Below are 21678 nucleotides of genomic sequence, written 5' to 3' on the forward strand. Positions count from 1 at the left end.
CATGACGGTTACTCTAACCTCATCGCGAACAGTACGATGAGAGTAGTGTAAGCGTCAACACATCATGAACACGTTGTCCACGATGCGGCGACCGAAGGGTGCGCGGCGCGTGGCCGAAGACGGAAAGGGTGCTCCGCTTCGATGGATCCAGCGAAGATCGGCACGATCAAGGTTCTGGACAAGGCCGCCACGATCCTGGACGTCTTGAGGGAACGCGAGCGGGTGACCCCGGCCGACCTGGTCGAGTCCATCGGCGAGAGCCGGACGACCGTGGTGCGGATCTGCGAGACGCTCGTCCGCCATGGGCTGCTGGAACGCGAGGACACCTCGCGCGTCAGCTACCGCCTGGGCCTGGGCCTGGTGGAACTGGGCGTGCTGACCAGGCGGCGGCTCAGCATTCGCGGCGTCGCCCATCCCATCCTCACCGAGCTGTCGGAGAAGACGGGCGACTCGACCAACCTCGTGGTGAAACAGGACGACGCGGCCGTCTGCCTCATCCGGGTCGTCGGCTCCTACCCGGTCGTCAGCCAGGCTCTTGACGAAGGCGGCCGGCTTCCCTACGACCGGGGCGGATCGAGCCTCGCGCTGCTCGCCTTCGGCGGCAAGGAACTGCAGGAATCCGTGCTCGCGCGCCTGGCGGCCTACCAGCGCCCGGCGCTCCGGGACCGGATCGAGGAGATCCGTGAGCTGGGCTATTGCGTCAGCCGGGGCGAGTTCCTGCCGGAGACGGGCGCGGTCGGCGCCCCCGTCTTCGACGCTCACGGGGACGAGGCGGTCGCCGGCGTCAGCGTCAGCGGCGTGGTCGGCCGCCTCAGCGATTCCCGCCTGCCGGAGCTGGCGGACGCGGTGATGGCCGCGGGCGAGGCCATCAGCCGCGGACTGGCTTACACCGGCCCCTATCCTCCCCCGCGGAACTGAACACCGCGCTCACCCGAGCGCGCCCCACGACACGACTCGTTCAGGTCTGATCGAGCCCTTCACCGGCACGTCCCAAGGCCGTCGCCTGCACGTTCGAGGTTCCTCGACACCTGCGGGCCGGCCGGGCGGGCCGCGCCGATCTCCACGTCTCCAGGCCATTGACAGCCTCGCGTGGGCCGCCTCATAGTATCCCGTACACATTGAGGTCAACATCACCACAATGTGAACACTCGCGGGCCGATGGCCCGACGCGGACCACGGGAGACGTGATGATGAAACGCAGCCTGCCGGCCGCCGCGCTCTGCACGGTGTTCCTCTCCGCCGCCTGCGGCCTCGCGGGCGCCGGGCCCTCCGGGTCGGACGGGGCGGACTACCCTGCCAAGGAGGTGCGGATCCTCATTCCGTTCGCGGCGGGCGGTACGACGGACCTGCTGGTCAGAACGGTCGCCAAGGGCCTGGAACCGCGGCTGGGCAAGGCGGTGGTCGTCCAGAACAAGCCGGGCGCGGGCGGCGGCAACGCCTACAACGAGGTGCTGCGCGCCAAGCCCGACGGGTACACGCTCTGCGACCTGAGCCTGCCGTTCGCGGTCATCAGTTCCACCAGGCAGAACGTCGGCTTCACGATGGACAGGTTCCAGCCCATCGGTCAGACCTACCGCGGAGCCGGCGTCCTGGTCGTCCCGAACGACTCGAAGTACCGGGGCGCGAAGGAGTTCTTCGACGCGGCGCGGGACAGACCCGGCGACGTCGAGGTGGCGACGGCCGGAGCGACCGTGTCCGGGCACATCGAGATGGAACGCCTGCAGCGCGAGTACAAGGTGCCGATCAAACCGGTGCCGTTCGAGGGCGTGGCGCCCGCCCTGACCGCCCTGCTCGGCAAGAACGTGGACGCCGCGATCGTCGACGCCAGCAAGGACATCCTGAGCCGCGTCAGCGCGGGAGAGATGCGCGCGCTGGCGATCACGTCCCCCGAACGGGCTCCCTACCTGCCCGACGTCCCCACGCTCAAAGAACTGGGGTTCACCACCCTCACGCTCAGCGTCAGCATGAACGGCCTCGCCGGTCCCAAGGGCATGCCCGACGCCGTGACACGCAAGCTCGAGACGGCCTTGCGGGAGACCCTCCAGGACCCCAAGGTCGTCGCGACGATCGGGGAGAACTACATTCCCAAGCAGTTCGTCGGTCCCGATGCTTATGCGAAGACGATAAGTGACCTCCAGCAGACCTACCGCCAGATTTTCAAGCGCTGACCCCCGGAGTCCGGCATGGAACACCCCCTGAAGATCATTGGCCGTCGGGCCGCCGCCGTGGCGTCCCTGTCCGCGGGCTGCCTCGGCATGGCCGGCTCGCTGGCCCTGGACGCCGGGACGCCGAGCGACCCGGGGGCCGGCATGTGGCCCCTCATCGTGAGCTGCCTGACCGTGCTCGGATCACTGGCGCTCCTGCTGCGCCGCGACTTCAGCGACCACGAACCGTTCACCGGCGGGGCCGGAGCCGTCTGGTCGGCCGTCGCCGGCATGATCGGCTACGCCTTGCTGTTCCCGCACACCGGGTTCACACTCCCCGCGTTCCTGCTGCTGACGTTCTGGATCCGGGTGCTCGGCAAGGAGCCGTGGCTGCTCACGGTCGCCGTGTCAGCGGCCGCCTCGACCGCGTTCTTCTGCCTGTTCGCGCTGGTGCTGAAGGTTCCACTGCCCCGCGACATCATCTGGGGAATCTGAGGGAGACGGCATATGGGCCTGCTCGACGGCCTCGCGGTCGCGCTCCAACCGGCGAACCTGCTGTTCGTCTTCATCGGAGTGTTCGCGGGCATGGTCATCGGAGTGCTACCGGGTCTCGGACCGGTGGCGACGATGTCCCTGTTGCTCCCGCTGACCTTCTCCATGGGCCCCGAGTCAGCGATCATCATGCTGGCCGGGATCTACTACGGCTCCATGTACGGCGGGACGATCACGTCCGTACTGCTGCGGCTACCGGGTGAGTCCGCGTCGATCGTCACCACCTTCGACGGCTACCAGATGGCGCGGCAGGGCCGCGCCGGCCCGGCGCTCGGCATCGCGGCGGTCGGCTCGTTCCTCGGCGGCACGGTCGCGGTGATCGGCCTGACCCTGGTGTCGGGCCTGCTCGCGCGGGCCGCGCTGGCCATCGGGCCACCGGAGTACGCGGCGCTGACCGTCCTGGGAATGGCGATGGTCGCGTTCCTGGGGACGAAATCGTTCGCCAAGAGCCTGGTCATGGTCGGAATCGGCCTGCTGATCGCCACCGTGGGCCAGGATCCCATCACCGGCCAGGCGCGCCTGACCTTCGGCTTCGGCGAACTGCTCAACGGCATGGACATGGTCGCCGTGGCCATGGGCCTGTTCGGCATCGGCGAGATGCTCTACAACCTGGAGCACCAGACCACCACGCCGGGCTCGCTGCCTCCGGTCTCCCGGGTCTGGCCGTCACGGCGCGACTGGCGGCAGGCCCGCGGGTCGGTGCTGCGCGGCGGCGTGATCGGCTTCCTGATCGGCATCGTCCCCGGCGGCGGAGGCGTCATCTCCTCGCTGGTCTCCTACGCGGTCGAGAAACGCCGGGCGAAACAACCGGAGCGGTTCGGCAAGGGGGCCATCGAGGGCGTGGCCGGGCCGGAGACGGCGAACAACGCCTCGTCCACCGCGGCCTTCATCCCGCTCCTCACGCTGGGCCTCCCGTCCAACGTCGTGATGGCGGTGATCTTCGGCGCGCTGCTGATCCAGGACATCACCCCCGGACCCCAGCTCATCAACGAGCACCCCGAGGTCTTCTGGGGCGTGATCGCGTCCATGTACGTCGGCAACCTCATGCTGCTGGTGCTCAACGTCCCGCTCGTCGGAATGTTCATCCGGCTGCTCAGGCTGCGCTTCACCCTGCTCGCCCCGCTGACCGTCACCGTGATCCTGCTCGGCGTCTACACGATCAACAGCAGCACCTTCGACGTGTGGGTGGCCCTCGGCTGCGGGATCATCGGCTACCTGATGCGCAAGACCGGCTTCGACCCGGCCCCGCTGGTCCTCGCCCTGGCCCTCGGCGCCATTCTGGAACGCTCCTTCCGCCAGTCCCTGCTCATCTCCAACGGCGACCTCGGCATCTTCGCCACCCGCCCGGTCTCCGCCGTCATCCTCGTCCTCACCCTTGCCCTGCTGCTCAGTCCCCTGATCGGCAACATCCGGCGTTCCAGGAAGCGCCCCGACCCGGCGGAGCCGACAGACGCCTCCGAACCGGCCCCCGATCACCAGGAGAAAACGGTCCGCAGCATGAACGATTGAGACTGCCCCGTTCCGGTGGCGATCGTCGTCGACTCCCAGACCGCCCGGGCGGCGGCGACGGTCACCACCAGGGGATACGAGGGCACGAAGGACATGGCCGGCAGGAAGCTTGCCGGAGCATTCCGAAGCTCACATCTCATGGGCCGCGAGGACGTTGAGGCACCCCGCCGGCCACCCGCAGCCCGCCAGGCCGCCCCGTCATGGCGCGGCGGGTTCAGGGATCTGGGGGAGCAAGTGGCCGCGGGCCACGGCGCGGTCCAGCAGGGCGCCGGCCAGCAGGGAGGTGGCCACGGCGGTCAGGATGAGGGCGGTGAACAGCTGCTGGCTGACGATCCCGGCGTCGTAGGCGAGGGTGGCCATGACGATGCCGGGGCCACCGCGGGCGTTCATCGCGGCAGCAAGGTTACCGGCGTCCACCGGGCCGTGGCCGGTCAGCCGGGCCCCGGCGTAGACGCTGGAGATCTTCACCAAGCAGGCGAACAGCAGGAACGCCAGGGTGAAGCCGGGCGCCAGGCCATGCACCAGGTCCAGCTTGAGGCCGACGATCGCGAAGTAGATCGGGATGAAGAACGCCGAGGCGAACGTCCGGGTCGTGGCCAGCGCCGCCGACTCGCCATCGCGGGAGCCGACCAGGAGCCCGACGACGAACGCCGCGAACATCGGTGCCACGCCCAGCAGCAGGGCCAGCGCAGTGACCGCCAGGGTGAGCGCCACCTGGGCGGTGACGCGGTCGTCGGTGCGCCCGACGGTCAGGCGGTGTGGGCGATCGCGTGCCTGCAGCCTGCCGGCGGCCAGTGCCAGGGCGAAGAAGAGGAGCGAGGCGAGCGCGTGGTAGCCCGCGACCGTGGCGGTGGATTGGCCGTGCAGCAGGGCGGTCATCCCGAAGCCGCCGCCCTGGTCCTCGTTCACCAGACCCAGGGCCACGGCGAGGAGGATGTTGAGGACGATGTCCTCCAGCACCGCCACCGACAGCACCGTGCGGGCGAACCAGGTCTGCATGATCCCCAGGTCGAGCATGATGCGGGAGATGACGGGGATGCTGGTGACCGCCAGCGCCGCGGTCAGCACCAGTACCAGGGCGGTGTGGTCGCGGGCGGGTCCGGCCAGGGCGGACAGGTCCACGAACCGGACCGCCAGCAGCCCGGCCGCCAGCGGCAGCGCCATCCCGACCACGGCGATCACCGTCACCGCGGCGGTGTCGCGGCGGGAGAACACGCTGCGCATCTCCGCGCCCGCCACGAACATCAGCAGCAGCATCCCGAGCTGGTAGACCAGCCCGAGGCCGGAGGCGACCGGGCCGTCGGCGGGGAACAGCCAGCGCTGCGCTTCCGGGGCGAGCAGGCCGAACAGCGTCGGCCCCAGCAGCAGCCCGCCGAGGATCTCCCCGACGACCGGCGGCTGCCGGAACCGCGCGAACAACCTGCCCAGCAGGCGGGCGGCGACCAGCAGCAGGACCATCGTCGCCAGCAGCCGGAACAGGTCGGCGTCGGACAGGCTCATCGCACGCTCCTGGTCCTGAGGGTCACCAAGCCCCCACTACCAGCAGGGTGCCGTTGGCCGGCACGACGGCCACGCCGATGACCGGGACGGTCAGGCCCAGGTAGGCGACGACGAAGTAGCTCGACACCAGCTCCGAGGCACCGCGACCGGATGACCCGGTCGGCAAGGTTCGGCTCCGTCGGCTGCTCGAGAAAAGGAAACGGGCCGCCTTCACAGAAGGCGGCCCGTGGATCACTCACCCAGAAAGTCCTTGATCTCCCGGCGGACGGCGTTCTCGTGGCCGGTGATCTGGCTGTCCAGCGGCAGCAAGATGCCCTCGGCGAACAGCCTCCCGATCTCCGGAGGAGCCTCCTTCCGGGTCCAGAGCACCGTCTGTGCGAGCTTCGCCGGGGTGATGTCGAACCACCGGTGGGCGCGGTCGGCCAGGCCGAACGGTGGCGGGATGAAGTCGGCCTCCCGCAGCAGGGCGAAGATCTGGTCCGCACCCTCGGCCGCCGTACGCAGCCCCTCCTGGACCTCCGCGGCGACCGTGTTCGCCTGCTGCGTCATCGTGCGCAGCGGAGCGTGGTCGGGCAGCAGCCCGCTCGGGCCGACCGCCGCCAGGTGGGCCAGGGCCTCGGAGTCCTGGTCGCGCAGGTACTTGGCATAGGCTCGCGAGACCTCCATCGTGGACAGGACCTGGTTGCTCTCCCAGACGCGGAACCAGGCGTCCCAGAGGTCCCAGTGCCCGAACGAGGTGTAGGCCCCGGCGACCAGCTCGTCGTTGACGTCGAGCAGTCCCTGTTCCAGGTCCTCGACGGGCTTGAAGCGGCCGGCCTCGAAGTGATCGTCGCGGCATGCCTCGATGACGCGCCACAGCAGCTCGTTCAGCACCACCATCGTGTTCTGCAGACCGCGCGAGAACAGCGCGTCGATGAACCCGGCCGCGTGCGCGGTCAGGCACCAGCGGTCGCCCACGGTGCGGTTGGAGGAGTACTGCAGCCGCCCGGTGGACACCCATGGCCGGATGGCCTTCGCCTCATGGAACTGCTCGCGCACCGAAGGGTGCTCGGCCAGGAACCGGTCGAACTCCGCTTGGGGGTCGTCCCCCTTGGGGTGCATGCGCGGGTCGTAGCTGATGCCCACGCTGCACAGGTCGCTGGTGGACCCGGCGTGGTTGTCGAACGGGATGACCCACATCCAGCCGCCGGGGAACACATGGTGCAGCGTCCCCTCGCTCCACGGGCTGGGGTTGCCGTAGGCGTCGGCGCGGTCGAGGGTCTTCTCGAACGGGACGACGCCCGTCATGTGCGTGAAGATCGAACGCGAATGGGTGCGCAGCCGCGTCGGCGTCTCGCGCAACCCCTCCTGCACCGCCAGCGGCGACCGGAACCCGCTGGCGTCGATCAGGAAGCGGCCGCTGATCTCCACGCCGTCCTCGGCGAGCAGCGTGACGGCGTCGTCGGCGATGCGGATGTCGCCGACCCGGGTGTTCTCCTGCAGCCGCGCGCCGTACCGCTGCGCGACGCGCACCATCCAGTGGTCGACGTCGGCCCGGAAGAAATGGCTCTCGGTATGCGCGATCTTCGAGATGGGAAACTGGTGGACCTGCCCGGGGTCGACCTCTTTCCCGGCCTCGTGGTACACGAAGCCGAAATTGCGTTTCACCCCGCAGTTGGTGCTGATGTGCTCCTGGACGCCCTCGAACGAGGAAAGGTGCGCCAGTTCGGGAACGCCATAGCGTTCGGCGAGCAGCCGTTCCATCGTGGAGGTGACCGGAATGGTCGACTCGCCGACCGCGAAGCGCGGGTGGCTGCCCGCGTCGACCATCAGGACGTCCAGTCCGGACCGGGCGAGGCAGGCCGCCGCGACGGAGCCCGCGATGCCCGAACCGAGGATGACGACGTCGTGATCCGTAGCGTTGGCCATGGAAACGGCCTAGAGCCGAGTCTGCTGGTGGTAGGCCATGTACAGCTCGCCGTCCTGGACGGTGTAGACGCTGGAGATGGCGGCCTTGAAGCCTTCCTGACCCTTGCGGCGCTGCCACATCGAGTAGACGATGACGCCGCTGTCGGGGGTCAGGAGGACGACCTTGGGGTCGAACAGCTCGTACTCCACGATCGGCGGCGCCCCGGTCACCTCGCTGACGACGGTGTCCCGGTCCATGATCCCATGCGGCGCGGGCACGGCCATGAGCGCGTCCTTCAACAAACGGTCGCGGTAAAACGCCGCACCGTCGTCGGAGGAGAGAATCTTCCATTGCTCCAGTTCGACCTCGAGGATTTGCTCTTCGAGACTCATCGCGCCTCCAGCCGTCGGTGGGAGCTGACTGAATGAGGCTAGATCAGCCGCCGCCGGTTTCCAGAGGGCCGACGTTTGCCGGAGCGAAATCCAGCCGTCTCGCCAGCGGGACACCAGAGGGATCTCAGCGGCCACCGAGCGCGGTCGCCCCGAAGCGTTGGATGTCCCTGCTCAGCCGCAGGTCGGCCAGCGCGCCGCGGGACGAAACCCTCACTCGCTACACCGGGAGGCGCAACGCGGCGCCAGGGGATGTTTCCGGCCGGGGGCGTCGAAGGCTGAGGACACCTGCATCAGCCAGCCGGCCCCGCTGTCGAGGTCCCCTCGCCCTGGCCGGTCGCCGCGCCTGGTAGGCGGTCAGGGCGGAGCGGATCGCGATCGCCTCCGCCAGCGCCCGCCACACTTGATCGCCAGTGCTGTCAGCACCGGCAGGCCGACCGAGAACACGCACCAAGGTGGGTGGAGAGAGCTGGGGCACGGCCGGTCGTGCCCTGGCGTCGGCGGCCCCAGCCACTGCGTGATCACCACTGCGGTCTTCTCGGCGAGGTAGACGAGCCCCAGGACGCACCCGACGGTCACGATCCGCGGACCGGCGCGAAGCGCAGGGTGATCACTGCCAGCTCGGTCATAGCCCCTGCTGGACTTCCGCCACACGGGGCTTCACGGGGCTCCACACCATCCGGCCGATCGGTCAGGACTGACGCGGCGGGTTGACGCGGGTGAGGTTGACGCCCGGTGCGCTGCCGGTCGCTTGCATCCCTCAGGCCGGCGGTCGGCCTACGGCTCGTCGCTGCGCCGGACGACGAAGATGCGCAGGGCCGACAGGTAGCTCACGAGGTAGCGCAGCCACCACAGGTGACGCACGGTGGTCCCGCGCATCCAGCGGAGTTGCTGCTTCAGGTAGTGGTCCAGCCGTTCGGGGACCAGCGTGAACGCGATCGAACTCGGCCGGCGAACCGCTCGTGCTCGTACACACCCGCGGCGCGCCGCACCACCTCGCCCCGGTAGAACGCCAGCGTCCCGGAGTTGGTGGTCACCCGCCGCAGCACCGACTGGGCGCTGCGCATGCCGCGCGTGAACGGCAGATACAGCACGCACGTCATGCGGGTCAGCAGGTTCGCCCTTCGGTTGAGGACGAGGACGTGCCCGCCCACCGACTGCACGCGCGGGTCCGCGAACGACAGGAGCCCCTCCCGGACGACGTGCCGGTCGAGGACGGAGTCGCTGTCGAGGGTGACGAAGACGTCGGCGTCGTCGCCGGCGAGGGCGTGCATCTGCGCGAACCGCTTGCCGCGGTTCGCGGTGAGCTCCCATGTGGTGTCGATCCCGAGCGCGGACGCGGCGGCCTCGAAGTCGCGGCGCACGTCGTCGTAGGTGACGGGCTCGCCGTCGGTGTCCGCGGACCCGTCGTTGACGACCCGTACGCGGTCCACCCGCCGGCTCTGCTCCAGCACCGAGCGCAGGCAGGCGCGCAGCGCGGCCGGGTCCTCGTTGTAGACGGGCACCTGGACGGTCACGGTCAGCTTGTCGAGGGCCGCGCGCCGTTCGCCGGACGCACGGAACGGGCGCTCCAGCCAGGAGACCGGAAGCCACCGCAGCGTCAGGAACGACACGGTCCAGGCCACGCAGGTCGCCCCGAACGGCGTCCGGAAGGTGGTGACGATCGCGACGAGGTGGGTCATGGCCCAGGCGGCGAATCCGGCCAGCGGGAGCGCGGCCAGCACGATCCGGGTCCGCGGCGCGTACCGCCCGGCCGGTGCCCAAAACTCAGTGCTCAAGCGGCCCGCGTCCGCGCCGGAACCCGACGCCGCGCGCTTGTCGTCATCGATCCTCACCGCCGCGGGCGCCCTCACCTGGCCCGCCACGAACCTGCCCGATAGGCGGCGGCCCGGCCTGGCCGAGTACGAGTCGTTGGTCGGCACCGTCCTGTTCAGAGCCGCTTCGCGAGCGCGGGATTGTCGATGTCGGCGGCGAGCAGCCGGGCGGCGGTGAGCGCGCTCCCGTCTCCGAGGCGGTGCCGGTGCAGATGGGCGCGCACCACGAACTCGCGCATGTCGCAGCGGGCGGCCAGCGAGGCGAACGCCGCCACGAGCGGCCCGGCGCGGTCGGCGTCGCCGTCGTCCAGCGCAGCGGTGATCATGGCGTCGAGGACGTAGCCGTGGACCCACTGGTAGCGGTCCGGGATCCGGGTGCACCGGGTCGCCGCGTCCTCGAACCAGCCGGTGGCGGCGGCGCGGTCCCCGCGGTGGACGCCGAGCAGGCCGAGCCCTCGCGCGGACATGCTCTGCCAGCACGGGTCGCCGAGCAGGCAGGCCAGCACCCAGGACTGCTCCAGCGCGTCGGCCGCGGCGTCGGCCTCGCCGGCGGCCAGGTCGAGTTCCGCCTGCAGGACCCTCGGCCAGGGCAGGAACGCCATCCAGCGCTGTTCGTACACCAGCTCCAGGGAGTCGGCCAGCGCGGCGATCGCCTCGGCGCGCTCGGCGCGCAGCAGGTGCGCGCGGGCTTGGATCGACAGCGACCACGCCCGCTGCCGGTGGTCGCCGCAGCAGCGTGCCCGCTCCACCGACCCCCGGAGGTGGCGGAGGGCGGCCGGGTAGTCGCCGCGGTCGGAGGCGTTCATGCCGCGGACGCCGAGGACGGCGCTGAGCTGCTCGTCCGTCTCCGCCAGCGCCTCGGCCTTCGCCAGCCAGGCGTCGGCGGTCTTGCGGCGGCCCGCCTTCACCTCCAGGAAGCCCAGCTGCCGGTGGGCGGTCACCGCGGTGGCGCGGTCCCCCGCCCGGTCGGCCAGCTGGATCGCCTCGTGCAGCAGCAGCGGCCCCTCCTCGTCGCGGCCCGGGGTCGCGTGGGCGAGCGCGCCGCCCAGCGCGGCCGCCGCGCGGGCCCGCAGTGCGACGTCCCCGGAGCGGGCCGCCTCCGCCACGGCGGCGCGGAGGCACTGCAGGCCGGCGTCGATGACGCCCGCCACGATGGCGGCGCGGCCGGCCTCCAGCCGGCTGGACGCCGTCGCCCGGGCGCTCAGCGCCGGGACGGGCGGGGGGACGGGGGCCACGGCCGCCGCCTCCCGGAGCGCCGGCGAGGCCGCGACGCCCAGTTCGCGGCGCAGGATGTCCTCGCACACCGCGGCCTGCCGCAGTGCCGCGGCCCGGTCGCCCGCCGCCGCCAGGCCGCGGACCAGGACCTCGTGATGGCCCTCCTCGACGGGGTTGCGGGCGACGGCACGCGACGCGTACGGGATCGCCTCGCGAGCGTTTCCCGCCGCCAGCAGCGCGACCGCCGCCTGGTGCAGCCGCGCCTCGACCGCCGCGGACACGCGGTGCCGCTCCACCAGCAGCCACGACTCGAACTCCGGGTTCGCGGCCAGGTTCACGCCTTCGAGGAGTTCGCCGCCGAGGTCCAGGAGCGGGGCGGGGTCGTCACTCGCGTCCTTGAGCACGTGGAGGTCGACCCGCACCCCGCCCCCCAGTTCGGTCGCCACGGGGTCGCCACCGAACAGGCCGGGGGTGCCGAGCGCGCGGCGCAGCTCGGCGAGCGCCCAGCGCAGCGCCCCAAGCGGGTCGCCGGCGTCGCCGAACAGCAGCTCGGCCAGGCGCTGCCGGCTCGGCGGCCGCTCGGCCAGCAGCAGGTAGCCGAGCAGGGCCCACGCCTTCCGGCCCCGGGGCGTCCGCACCGGCTGCCCGTCCCGCTCGATGGTCGGCGGGCCGAGCAGCCGGATCGTCACCATGGCTCCCACCTCGTTCGACGGCGCGCGCGGGGCGCCCGTCCGGAGAGTCACCAGTGTGTCCCCGCACGCGGCGCCCCCGCACGCGGCCATCCGGATCCGGCCACCTGTCACGGCTGGGACGTGACCGGGCGGCCGTCCTCCTCCCACGCCGTCAGCCCGCCGCCGAGATGGGCGACGTCGGTGTACCCGATCTCCTTCAGGCTCCGCGCGGCCAGCGCGGACCGGCCACCGGACGCGCAGTACAGGATCGTCCGCGTAGCGGGGTCGAACTCGGGCCGGTGGTAGGGGCAGGCGGGATCCGCCCAGAACTCCAGCATCCCGCGGGGTGCGAGCACCGCGCCGGCGATGGCGCCGTCGCGGCGCACCTCGTCCGGCTCGCGCAGGTCGACGACGACCGCGGTGCCGCCTTCCAGTGCCTCGGCGACCTCGGCCGCCGACATGTCACGGACCTGCTGCCTGGCATTGGCCACCAGGTCCTTGACGGTCTTTCTCATGGTTTCTCCAGTTCTCCTTCCGAGCGGAATCGCTCAGTTTCCGATGTGCGGAGCCGCGTCTGCGGCGTTCACGTCCCTGTGGAAGCGCTTGTGGACGTAGAGTCGTTCGCCCAGCGTTTCGCAGCGCCACCAGACGCCGCTCGGGGGCCCGATCCGCAGATTGCGCGGATATTCGCTGATGACGCCGCCGACCTTGCTCATGCTGAGCCGTCCGGACCGGCACACCAGGATCCGCCTGTCGGTGACCACGACAACGCGGTAGGCGTCCTTGACAATGATGATCCAGATGGAGAGCAGCGCGAGGAACGGGTTCGTCGTCTGTGCGCAGAAGGCCGCCTGCAGCGGCTCGCCCGGGTGGAGCAGATGGGCCGCGTTCGCGTGCAGTTTCCCGCGAATGGCCATGGCATTGTCCTTTCTTCGGTTCCCGCGTGTTCCGCCGGCGGCGCTAGAACGGCCAGAAGTCGCCGTGCACCTCATTGGATTCGACGGTGTAGATGGACCCGTTCGGCCGCACGAACCTGTTCTCCGTGTAGACCTCGTCCCCGGTGGCCCTGTCCTCGTTGAGGAGGACCGTCTGGACCGTGTACGTCTCGTTGAGGAGGACCGGGCTCCGCGAGTACCGGAAATCGTCGCCGTCCGGCCAGTCGGCGCCCCACATGATGGACTGGACCATCCGGTCGCGCGTGTCGGCGGGCGTGCAGGTGTTGGTGACCCGGTTGTACTTGACCAGTTGGTATTCGAAGGACGCCGAGATGCGCAGCGTGCACCGCGCGGTCGCGGCACCCGCGGGCGCCGCTGGCAGTGCGCCGGTGACCAGGGTCGCCAGCGCGCCCAGCGCGAGCGTGCCCGCGACTCTCCCCCGCAGAGTTTTCACCTTCATGTTCGCCTTCTGCACGTCGTCGAGAAGGCGCACGCCCCGGATTCCCCGGCATCGGTGAAGGCACGCCAGCCGGCCATCACGGCGGTGCGTGGCATTTCATCCCCCGTTCGTGCGCCCCGCGGCAGTTTCCGACTGCCGTTGACATAGACGATGCGGTGCCGGCGTGTGAGCGAACGTGTGACGGCGCGATCGCCAGGAAGGATGACCGTCATGCCCGCACCGCACCCGCCCGAGTTCCGGCGCCGCGGTCGAGCCGGCGCGCCAGGGTGACACCTCGATGGCAAGGACCTGTGGATCAGCCGGACCTGCCCGCAGAACTGGGTGAACCAGGCCAGCGCCGACAACGGATCCGGCCGGCCGACCTCGGCGGAGAAGAAGGAACTGGCCGCGTAACCGGCAACTGGAGACCGAGAACGAGTTCCTGAAGTGAAGCCGAGGCACCACCGCCTGAGCACGACGCGGTCGTCCCAGTCCAGCCACGACCTGACGGCGCAGCACCACCAAGATCCCTTTGCTGCGCCTCTTGACCACTCCCGGACATTCGTGTCAACGCTTCCATGAATCCGAACGTCCTGCAGATCGAGCGCGGTTCAGCCCGGTCACCGCCTTTCTCGATCTACGTGGATCGGGTGGAAGGAAGGACGGGGGAATGTCTCGAGCATTCGCCTTGCATGCTGCCCTGACGGCGGCCGTTCTCGGGCTCGGCGTCGGTATCGCTCCCGCGGCTGCGTCGGACACGACCGGGGCGGCTCCGGCGGACACGGCCAGAACGCCCGCATGGCGTATCGCCGACATCAAGGATCGGGGCCACTACGACTGGCTGGACGAGGTGGTCGCGACCGGACCGGCCAATGCCTGGGCGTTCGGCGGGAGCCTGTCGGACGCCGGATCCGTCCCGACCGCCGAGCGTTGGAACGGCACGTCGTGGAAGAAGGTTCCGCTACCGGCCGGGCTGGAACGTCCGATCTCTGCGGCGAACGCGTCGGGCCCGCGCAACGTCTGGGCGTTCGGCGGCAGTGACTTCGCCGGGGAGGCCTTCGCACTTCGCTGGAACGGGCGCACGTGGAGCGTCTCCAAGCGGTGGCCGTCGGGCGAGCTCATCACCGATGCCGTGGTGTTGAGCCGACGCGACGTGTGGGTGTTCGGCGGCTCGCGCGTAGGGCCGGGCGTCGGCACCTGGCGCTTCGACGGCCGCACGTGGACGCAGGTCGAGACCCCGCCGGGGACTTTGGCGGGCGCCGACGCCGTGGCCGCGGACGACATCTGGGCCGTGGGCACCGCACCGACCGGCTACGACATGGTGGCGCACTGGGACGGCCGCACCTGGAGCAAGGTGGACCTCCCGGATCTGCCGGAGGAGGACGACCACAGCGTCGGCTTCTTCGACATCCGCGCCCAGTCGCCCCACGACGTGTGGGTGGTGGGGTTCGAATACCAGGCGAGCGAAGAGAACTACACCGAGACTCCTCTCGCGCTGCATTTCGACGGGACCTCGTGGCGCCGCGTCCAGGTGCCCGATATCGGTGCCAGGTCCCTGCGGCAGGCAATTCCCGACGGGCGCGGGGGCGTGTGGTTCATTTCGGGCACCGACCAGCCGTATGAGGCGCCTGAGCTTCTGCACTACGCGAACGGGCGGTGGACGACGGCGCGACCGCAACGTCCCGACGGGAAGGCGGTCCTGGTCTACGACCTGACGACCGTGCCGCGCAGCCCGCGGCTGTGGGCGGTCGGCGAAGTCTTCCCGGTGGACAGGGCCTCCGCCGACTCTGCGATCTGGAAGCACGGACGGCTGACCCGATAAGCCCTCGATACCTCACGCGCGTCCCGGCGGCGGAGCGGCCGACAGCCCGTGACCGCCGGCGCCGGCCACGGGGCGAGGTCGGCCGGTAGGTCCGCGTACAGGATCTGCTGGCCGGCCCGGTCCCGAAGCCAGCCTGCGACCTCAGGCGGATGAAGCCGCCGCTGTCGACGAGCACGGCGTCAGGTTCGCCGCTCAGCGCGCCATCGCGGCCGCCGAGGACAGTGCTCAGACGCGACGTCTGATCGGCCCGTAACTCCGGCTGGAGCATCTGGGCCCACTGCCCGACGGGTTGTTCAGAATCCGATGGCTTCGCGGAGCAGCAGGACGGTGCCGCGTCCAGGCTGGTACTCCGCGTTGAGGATGAGAAGGCGGTTGATGGCGCTGGGCCACCCATGGGCCTCCTGGGTGCGGGCGTTCTCCAGCGGCAGGCAGTGGTCTTCGACGCGACGCAGCGCGACGCTCAGATCGGGCACCACCTTCTGCGCCCCGACGATCCATATCGCGCGGGCGGCGCCGCCGGAATAGCCGGGCAGCTGGCTTCCGCTGCCCGAGGCGATCACGAGGGAACCGGTCTCGGTGACCGCGTGGACGCTGCCCACGACGACGTCGGGGCCGGCGCGCAGCCGCCGGATCTCGTCCGCCTGGGTGGTGCGGTCCATCGCCAGGGTGCGCGGCTTGACGGCCTCGTATCGCCCACCGGTGTTGATGTCCTCATCGATGCCGGACAGTCGGAGGGTCTCGCTGGCCCCGGTGAACACGCTGGCTCCGTCGGGTATCAGCTCGCTGACACGGGTACGCGCGGCGGCGGCGTCATCGAGGATCTCGACGGTGAAACCGTGCGCGGTCAGCGCGGCAGCCGCCCGCTCCAGACTCTGCGGGGGCGCCGCGTCGGCGAACGGTGTCTCCGGAGTCGAGCTGGTCATGATGTCTCTGAGCTCCCTGTGCGCTGGATGACGATTGGTCTCGGCAGTTCGACAACGCAGCCCTCAGGAATGTGAGGCCGGTGCGTCGCCTCACATTCCGGTGCGCCGTCTTGTCGAACTGGTGAGGACCGATGCGACAGAGGGAGCCGACGGCGCCATGACCACGCGATCCGAGCCGGAACAGGGCCGGCCCGCCCCGGGCCTGGACGCGATCATGAGCGAGCGGCGTCACCTGATCAATCTCGCGTACCGGTTGCTGGGCTCGCTGACCGAGGCCGAGGACGCCGTGCAGGAGACCTACACCCGCTGGTACGCCATGTCCCGGCGGCAGCAGGACGCCATCGAGTCTCCCGGCGCCTGGCTGACGACGGTCGCCAGCCGCGTCTGCCTCAACGTGCTCGGCTCGGCACGGGCCCGGCGAGAGACCTACGTGGGCGAGTGGATCCCCGAGCCGCTCCCCGACGGCACCGTCGCCGACCCCGCCGACCGGGTCACCCTGGACGAGTCGGTCAACCTGGCCTTCCTCGTCGTGCTGGAATCGATGACCCCGGCCGAACGCGTCGCGTTCATCCTGCACGACGTCTTCTGCCACTCCTTCGCCGAAGTGGCCGAGGTCGTCGGCCGTACCCCGGCGGCGTGCCGCCAGCTGGCCTCCTCGGCCCGCCGCCGCATCCGGGACTCACAGCCTTCCGCGACGACTCCGGCAGCCCAGCCCACCCGAGTCATCAGGGATTTCAAGCAGGCTTGGGAGGCCAAGGACATCGACGCCCTGATCGGCCTGCTCGACCCCGACGCCACGGCGATCGCCGACGGCGGCGGCCTCGCCACCACCTTCCTGCACCCCATCGAAGGCAGTGAGCGGATCGCGCGCACCTGGGTCGAGCTCGCCCGCCGCACGCCCGCCACCATGACCTTCCTGGAACGGACGGTCAACGGTCAGCCCGGTCTGGTGGCTCAGCAGGACGGCGTCACCGTGACGGTGTTCGCGTTCGAGGTCGCGGGCGACCGGATCAGGCACATCTGGGTAGTACGCAACCCCGACAAACTCCGTCGCTGGACGACCGGCTGAGGCGCCTCTCCCTGGCTCTGAAAGCTACGGGGCCGACGATCCCCTACGTGCCGCCGGGCCCGTGAGGCAAGGTGCCGCACCGCGGCGGAGGTGCGGCCGACGACCTGGGCGATCTCCGCCGAACTCGGTGCGCTCGCAGTTCCAGGACGAGCAGCGCCGGGCGGCCAGGTCGCGGACGTCAAGCCCGCGCAGCAGCCGCGGCCGGGGGTCTCGAAGGACCGCGCGAGCAGTTCCTCGGCGTCCCGGTCTGTCATCCCCATGCCTGGTCGACGGCGAGGCAGGGCCGAGTGTGACACCCTCGACGACGGGCCCGCGCCGGCGTCGTCGACCACGAAACCGAGCCGGACGACACCATGGCGCTCGGGCCCGCGCGCTGCGGGCCGTCCTGGACGCCGAATGCGACAACGTCGACCGGCTCAGCCTGGCGGGAGCCGCATGAGAACACGGAAATTCTCAGTCAGGTGTTCCACAGCCGGATGGTCTTGTCGGCGCTGCCGCTGGCGAGAAGTTTCCCGTCGGGGCTGAACGCCACCGAGGTGATGGCGTCGCTGTGCCCGGTGAACGGGGCGCCGACGACCTGGTGTTTCTTGGTGTCCCACAGCAGGATGGTTCCGCCGCTGGTTCCGACGGCCAGCCTCGTCGCGTCAGGATGAAACGCGATCGCGTTCACCGGACTCGTCGTGCGCAGTGGCGGCGGGACGCTTTTCTCTCCGTCCCACAGCGAGACGATGCCGGGAGTGGCGCCGATGGCGATGAGTCCCCTCGACACCGCCAGGCCGTTGACGGAACTGATGTCGTTGATGGTCAGGACGCCGGGATCCTCGCCGGGCTTCGCCGTCCGCCAGAAGCCGACGGTGTTGTCGGCGTAAGCGGTCATCAGCACCGTCCCGTCGGGCCCGAACGCCACGAAGTTCACGGTGACCGGCCGTTTCCTCAGCGTCGCGGTGTTCTGTCCCGTCGCCACGTTCCACAGGCGCCCGGTCTGGTCGGTGCTGCCGCTGGCGAGGAAACCGCCGTCGGGCGAGAAGTCGACGGAGGTGACCGGGCCGGTGTGCCCGGCGAGCGTCGCCTTGGTGGTGCTGCTCCGCAGGTCCCAGAACCGGATGGTCCTGTCGGCGCTGCCGCTGGCGAGGGTCTTCCAATCGGGGCTGAACGCCACGGACGTGACACCGGCGGTGTGCCCGGTGAGCGACGCGCGGGCCTTCCTGCTCACCGTGTCCCACACTCGGATGGTGTGGTCGGCGCTGGCGCTGGCGAGCGTTTTGCCGTCCGGGCTGAAGGCCACCGAGGTCACCGAGGCTTTGTGCCCGGTCAGCTGGTTCGGGTCGGACGGCGCGGTGCTGCCGCCGCGGGGGCTTTTCTCCTCGTCCGAACGCGCGAGCGCGACGACCACCGGGGCGCCGACGACGGTCAGAGCCGCCGCGCCGATGCCCCCGGCGAACAGAAGCGTACGGCGCCGAATGGCGGCGGGAATCGCGGGAGAGCGAGGCCCCTGTGGCGCGAACCCGGCATTGAACGGCGGAAACGACGCGTCGGGCGGAGTCGCCCCCACACCGCGCGGGGATGCCGCACCCGGGATTTGCCCGGGCGGCGTGAGGGTTTCGTGGTGAGGGACGGGCCTGGGGAATGCCGGAGGGGACTGCCCCTCCGACTGGGCGGCTCTCGCCCTGATGAGACTGGCGATGACGGGCGGCGGCCATTCCCGCGTGTCGGCCGCCTCAAGCCGCTCGAGAATTTCGGTGACCGTGACCCGGTCGGCGGGACTCTTTTGCAGGCAGGCCTCGATCAGGCCGCGCAGCGATTCGTGGACTCCGGTGAGATCAGGTGATCCGTCGATGATGCGTTCCAGCAGCTCGGAATCGTCCTTTCGACCGAAAGGGGGGTGGCCGACGGCGGCGTAGGCGAGCACGGAGCCGAGCGAGAAGATGTCGCTCGCCGGCCCGGTGGGCCATGCCCGGGCCTGCTCCGGAGACATGTACGCGTAGGTTCCGAGCACCCTCCCGTGGGTGGTCATACCCCGGGAGCCGAGAGCACGGGCGATACCGAAATCGATGATCCGGGGCACGTCGGCCGCGAGAACGATGTTGCCCGGCTTCAGATCACGGTGCACGAGCCCGCACTTGTGGATGGCCGCCAGCCCTTCGGCCAGACACGCGCCCAGCGTCTGAACAGTGTCCGGCGGCAACGGGCCGATCGTGTCGACGGCGTCGTACAGGGACGGGCCGTCCACATAGGCGGTGACCATCCAGGGCGGATCCGCGCCGGGGTCGGCGTCGATGACCTGGGCGGTGTAGTGCCCGCCCACCCGCCGTGCGGCTTCGACCTCCCGTGAGAACCGCCGCCGGAAGTCGGGGTCGTCCGCGTACTGGGCATGGATCAGTTTCACCGCGACCCTGAGCCCGGCGCGAGATCGTCCGAGGTACACCTGACCCATGCCACCCCGGCCCAGGCGGCCCAGCAGCAGGTAGTCGCCCACCTTGGCCGGGTCGCCAGGCTGCAAAGAGTCCACCAACGGCCCACCCTCAAGACGTAGGAGCAGCGGCAGGGGAATTCTACTGATCGCCCGGCCCGAGCATGAGGCCATCACCCTACGCCCCTCGTCGCCCGGAAACCTCCACGTGATCTTTTGGCGTGCCGCGATAGCCGATTTCCAGGCCGCCCCGCGTCCATTCCTCAGAGTGGCCCGTCCCGGCCGGGCAGCGCATTGTTGGGCAGTGGACCACTTTGGAGGGTGGTTCAGCGGTCGAAGCGCCAGCGTGTGGCGCCGAAGGGTTCGCTGGTGGCCACTCCGAAAGCGGTGTGGAAGGTGAACCGGTACAAATGCCACGGCGGGGGCCCCGCGCTCTGCGCGCTGTAGGGGGCGGTGAGCGCGTCGCCGTCCACCTCCGCGGGCCAGCCGCCCTCCCGGTACCCGGCCGCGACGCGGGCCAGGATGCCGGAGTCGACGGTCCTGGCCGCCTCGCCCTCCAGGACGAGGTCGACGCCGGTCAGCCGGACGGAGATCGTGCACGCCGGGTTCGCCGCCAGGTTGCGGGCCTTGCGGGTGCCGGGGCCACTGGTGAAGTAGAGGTCGCCTTCCAACCAATAAGCTCCGACGGCGGCGGAGTGCGGACGCCCGTCCGGACGGACCGTCCCAAGGAACAGCGGGACATCCGCCCGGGGCAACTCTGCCGCCAACCGGTCGTGCGCCGTGCTCCATGGCAGTGGACCAGAGCCGTAGATGTCGAGATTGACGGCCTCAGCGGGATCGCGATCGGTCATGTCTCCGCCCCTCCCTCACGAGTACTGACAAGAAACAGACCAGCGCCAGGCCCAGAACTCATCGCTGTAACGCCAACGTGGGCAACCCTCACGCCACAGCATGGACCGGTTCGGGAGGGGTCTCGACGTGGCGCCTTCACAATGGCGCACATGACAGATCCCAAGCCCGGGACGTCCCCACGCGTCCCCAATCGAATCAGGTGTGTGGTCGCACTGCTGGGCCTGCACACCGCCGTCCTTGCCCTCGGCACGTCCGGGTTGTTCATGGACGCCTCGTCCAAGCACGAGCATGGCCAGGACGGTGCGGGCCCGCTCATCATGCTGGGGGTGATGTGCGTCGGTCTGACCGCCGCCCTGGGGCTCAGCGCCGTCCAGGTCATGCGCGGCGTGCCGTGGGGCCGCTACCTCGCGCTCGTGCTGGAGTCGCTGTTCCTGTTCGGTGCGTTGATCCAGTTCACCGTGCTGCTGACGGCGCCGGATCTCATCGGCGGTGTCGTCACCGTCGTCACCCTCGCCGTCATCGGCGCCGTCATCTGGCTGCTGTCAGGGACATCGCGGGAATGGTTCGAAACAGGCAGCGTCCAGCCTCGGTAGGACGCACAGGCGGCCACGCGACGCGACAGGCGCTCCTCCGTTCCTACAGTCGGACTTCCTTCCCGCCGTCCTGCGTGAATCCGGCGACGACCTCTCTGATATCGACCTTTTCCAACTCCTCCACGAGGGTCCCCAGCATTTCCTTCACCCCGACGACCAACTCCCCAACGTTGTCCACATTCACATAGGGGTAGGTCATGAACGCGGAATTGCCTGCGACGGCCGATCGCACCACCTGCTGCACCAAGTCCCCCCACATACGAGGCCGCACCACCACTGACAGGTGCAGCGACACACCACCCTCCGCCATCGCGACATGCGGAGTTCCGTAGGGCATGTACATGACGTCCCCGGGTTCCAGCACCTCGCTGAACAGCGGGTCGCCCAGGTCCTCCCGGGAGAACTGGGCGGCGTCCCCCTTCCGCGTCTCGGGGAGCCCCCACACCTGCCACCGCTTCCGGCCGTGCAGGTGCACCACGAACACGTCCACCGGGTCATGGTGTGGACGGAAGCCCTCGGTACCCGACGGCGTCAGGAAGGCCACCGCGTCGCATCTGGTGGAGAACTTGGCGCCCAGCATGGTCGTCAGTCCCCGCACGCCCGCGTGGAGGTGGTTGATCGTATTCCACGTGATGGTCGCCCCGGACCGGAACAGGCCGAGCACCTGCTCCGCCACCACCGCGTCGGCGAAATACTCCCCCTGCACCCGCAGCAATTTCGTGTAGCTCATGGGATGCACCGGATCGCCGTCCTTGGTGACCCGCACGTAGGGCAGCCGGGCCGTGCCCGACCGCAGGAGCTCGTCCAGGTCGGCGACCGTCAGCAGCTCCGCATGCCGCTCGAGCAACGCGCCTGGCCGCAGGATCGGTCTCTTGTTGAAGACGGAAGAGAAGAACTCGGATTCCTCACCCACGAGTTCGGTGAACTCCGGTACGTACATGGGTCCCTCAACC

Annotated in this window: 20 protein-coding genes; 7 read left to right on the forward strand and 13 right to left on the reverse strand. The window is 70.0% G+C overall.

What is annotated here, in order from left to right; translation table 11 throughout:
• Window positions 1–141: 141 nt before the first annotated feature.
• The 4 genes from ACZ466_RS17235 to ACZ466_RS17250 all read left to right on the forward strand — a co-directional run bounded on the left by ACZ466_RS17235 (window position 142) and on the right by ACZ466_RS17250 (window position 4205).
• Window positions 142–918, forward strand: coding sequence for an IclR family transcriptional regulator (locus ACZ466_RS17235; protein ID WP_378280019.1), 777 nt, complete (start codon window positions 142–144; stop codon window positions 916–918).
• A 269-nt stretch (window positions 919–1187) separates the two neighbouring features.
• Window positions 1188–2168, forward strand: a complete 981-nt coding sequence (locus ACZ466_RS17240; protein ID WP_378280021.1) for a tripartite tricarboxylate transporter substrate binding protein — start codon at window positions 1188–1190, stop codon at window positions 2166–2168.
• Window positions 2169–2183: 15 nt separating this feature from the next.
• Entirely contained in the window at window positions 2184–2639 is a 456-nt protein-coding gene (locus ACZ466_RS17245; RefSeq protein WP_378280023.1) for a tripartite tricarboxylate transporter TctB family protein, read from the forward strand.
• A gap of 12 nt (window positions 2640–2651) precedes the next feature.
• On the forward strand, window positions 2652–4205 hold the full coding sequence (locus ACZ466_RS17250; protein ID WP_378280025.1) for a tripartite tricarboxylate transporter permease: 1554 nt from the start codon (window positions 2652–2654) through the stop codon (window positions 4203–4205).
• A 198-nt stretch (window positions 4206–4403) separates the two neighbouring features.
• Here ACZ466_RS17250 and ACZ466_RS17255 read toward each other — a convergent pair whose 3' ends face one another.
• The 9 genes from ACZ466_RS17255 to ACZ466_RS17295 form a co-directional block, all read right to left on the reverse strand.
• Window positions 4404–5705 carry a cation:proton antiporter gene (locus ACZ466_RS17255; RefSeq protein ID WP_378280027.1) on the reverse strand — a complete coding sequence of 434 codons (1302 nt, stop codon included), beginning with the start codon at window positions 5703–5705 and terminating at the stop codon, window positions 4404–4406.
• 22 nt (window positions 5706–5727) lie between these two features.
• Window positions 5728–5871, reverse strand: a complete 144-nt coding sequence (locus ACZ466_RS17260; RefSeq protein ID WP_378280029.1) for a hypothetical protein — start codon at window positions 5869–5871, stop codon at window positions 5728–5730.
• Between the two features lie 65 nt (window positions 5872–5936).
• On the reverse strand, window positions 5937–7613 hold the full coding sequence (locus tag ACZ466_RS17265; RefSeq protein WP_378280031.1) for an NAD(P)/FAD-dependent oxidoreductase: 1677 nt from the start codon (window positions 7611–7613) through the stop codon (window positions 5937–5939).
• 9 nt (window positions 7614–7622) lie between these two features.
• Complete coding sequence (locus tag ACZ466_RS17270; protein WP_378280033.1) at window positions 7623–7985, reverse strand: hypothetical protein; 363 nt, start codon at window positions 7983–7985, stop codon at window positions 7623–7625.
• Between the two features lie 893 nt (window positions 7986–8878).
• Window positions 8879–9760, reverse strand: coding sequence for a glycosyltransferase family 2 protein (locus tag ACZ466_RS17275; protein WP_378280035.1), 882 nt, complete (start codon window positions 9758–9760; stop codon window positions 8879–8881).
• A 152-nt stretch (window positions 9761–9912) separates the two neighbouring features.
• Window positions 9913–11703 (reverse strand): AfsR/SARP family transcriptional regulator, encoded by a 1791-nt coding sequence (locus ACZ466_RS17280; protein ID WP_378280037.1) that lies wholly within the window; start codon window positions 11701–11703, stop codon window positions 9913–9915.
• A 107-nt stretch (window positions 11704–11810) separates the two neighbouring features.
• A complete protein-coding gene (locus tag ACZ466_RS17285) occupies window positions 11811–12197 on the reverse strand; it encodes a rhodanese-like domain-containing protein (protein WP_378280038.1) in 387 nt (128 codons plus the stop codon).
• A gap of 33 nt (window positions 12198–12230) precedes the next feature.
• On the reverse strand, window positions 12231–12599 hold the full coding sequence (locus ACZ466_RS17290) for a hypothetical protein (RefSeq protein ID WP_378280040.1): 369 nt from the start codon (window positions 12597–12599) through the stop codon (window positions 12231–12233).
• A gap of 43 nt (window positions 12600–12642) precedes the next feature.
• On the reverse strand, window positions 12643–13077 hold the full coding sequence (locus ACZ466_RS17295; RefSeq protein WP_378280042.1) for a hypothetical protein: 435 nt from the start codon (window positions 13075–13077) through the stop codon (window positions 12643–12645).
• Between the two features lie 649 nt (window positions 13078–13726).
• On the opposite strand from ACZ466_RS17295, the gene ACZ466_RS17300 reads away from it, so the two are divergent.
• On the forward strand, window positions 13727–14878 hold the full coding sequence (locus tag ACZ466_RS17300) for a hypothetical protein (RefSeq protein WP_464043879.1): 1152 nt from the start codon (window positions 13727–13729) through the stop codon (window positions 14876–14878).
• Between the two features lie 293 nt (window positions 14879–15171).
• Here ACZ466_RS17300 and ACZ466_RS17305 read toward each other — a convergent pair whose 3' ends face one another.
• Entirely contained in the window at window positions 15172–15801 is a 630-nt protein-coding gene (locus ACZ466_RS17305) for an LUD domain-containing protein (protein WP_378280046.1), read from the reverse strand.
• A 157-nt stretch (window positions 15802–15958) separates the two neighbouring features.
• Here ACZ466_RS17305 and sigJ point away from each other — a divergent pair, with 157 nt between their 5' ends.
• On the forward strand, window positions 15959–16870 hold the full coding sequence (sigJ, locus tag ACZ466_RS17310; RefSeq protein ID WP_378280048.1) for an RNA polymerase sigma factor SigJ: 912 nt from the start codon (window positions 15959–15961) through the stop codon (window positions 16868–16870).
• A gap of 457 nt (window positions 16871–17327) precedes the next feature.
• Here the strand turns inward: sigJ and ACZ466_RS17315 are convergent, their stop codons facing one another.
• Both ACZ466_RS17315 and ACZ466_RS17320 read right to left on the reverse strand, forming a co-directional pair.
• Window positions 17328–19379, reverse strand: a complete 2052-nt coding sequence (locus ACZ466_RS17315) for a WD40 repeat domain-containing serine/threonine protein kinase (RefSeq protein ID WP_378280050.1) — start codon at window positions 19377–19379, stop codon at window positions 17328–17330.
• A gap of 227 nt (window positions 19380–19606) precedes the next feature.
• Window positions 19607–20131, reverse strand: coding sequence for a pyridoxamine 5'-phosphate oxidase family protein (locus tag ACZ466_RS17320; RefSeq protein ID WP_378280052.1), 525 nt, complete (start codon window positions 20129–20131; stop codon window positions 19607–19609).
• 204 nt (window positions 20132–20335) lie between these two features.
• Here ACZ466_RS17320 and ACZ466_RS17325 point away from each other — a divergent pair, with 204 nt between their 5' ends.
• Entirely contained in the window at window positions 20336–20725 is a 390-nt protein-coding gene (locus ACZ466_RS17325) for a hypothetical protein (RefSeq protein WP_378280054.1), read from the forward strand.
• Window positions 20726–20768: 43 nt separating this feature from the next.
• Here the strand turns inward: ACZ466_RS17325 and ACZ466_RS17330 are convergent, their stop codons facing one another.
• Window positions 20769–21665: a JmjC domain-containing protein gene (locus ACZ466_RS17330; protein WP_378280056.1), complete on the reverse strand. Its 897-nt coding sequence runs from the start codon at window positions 21663–21665 to the stop codon at window positions 20769–20771.
• Between the last annotated feature and the right edge of the window lie 13 nt (window positions 21666–21678).

The sequence above is a fragment of the Actinomadura rugatobispora genome (genome assembly GCF_055379765.1).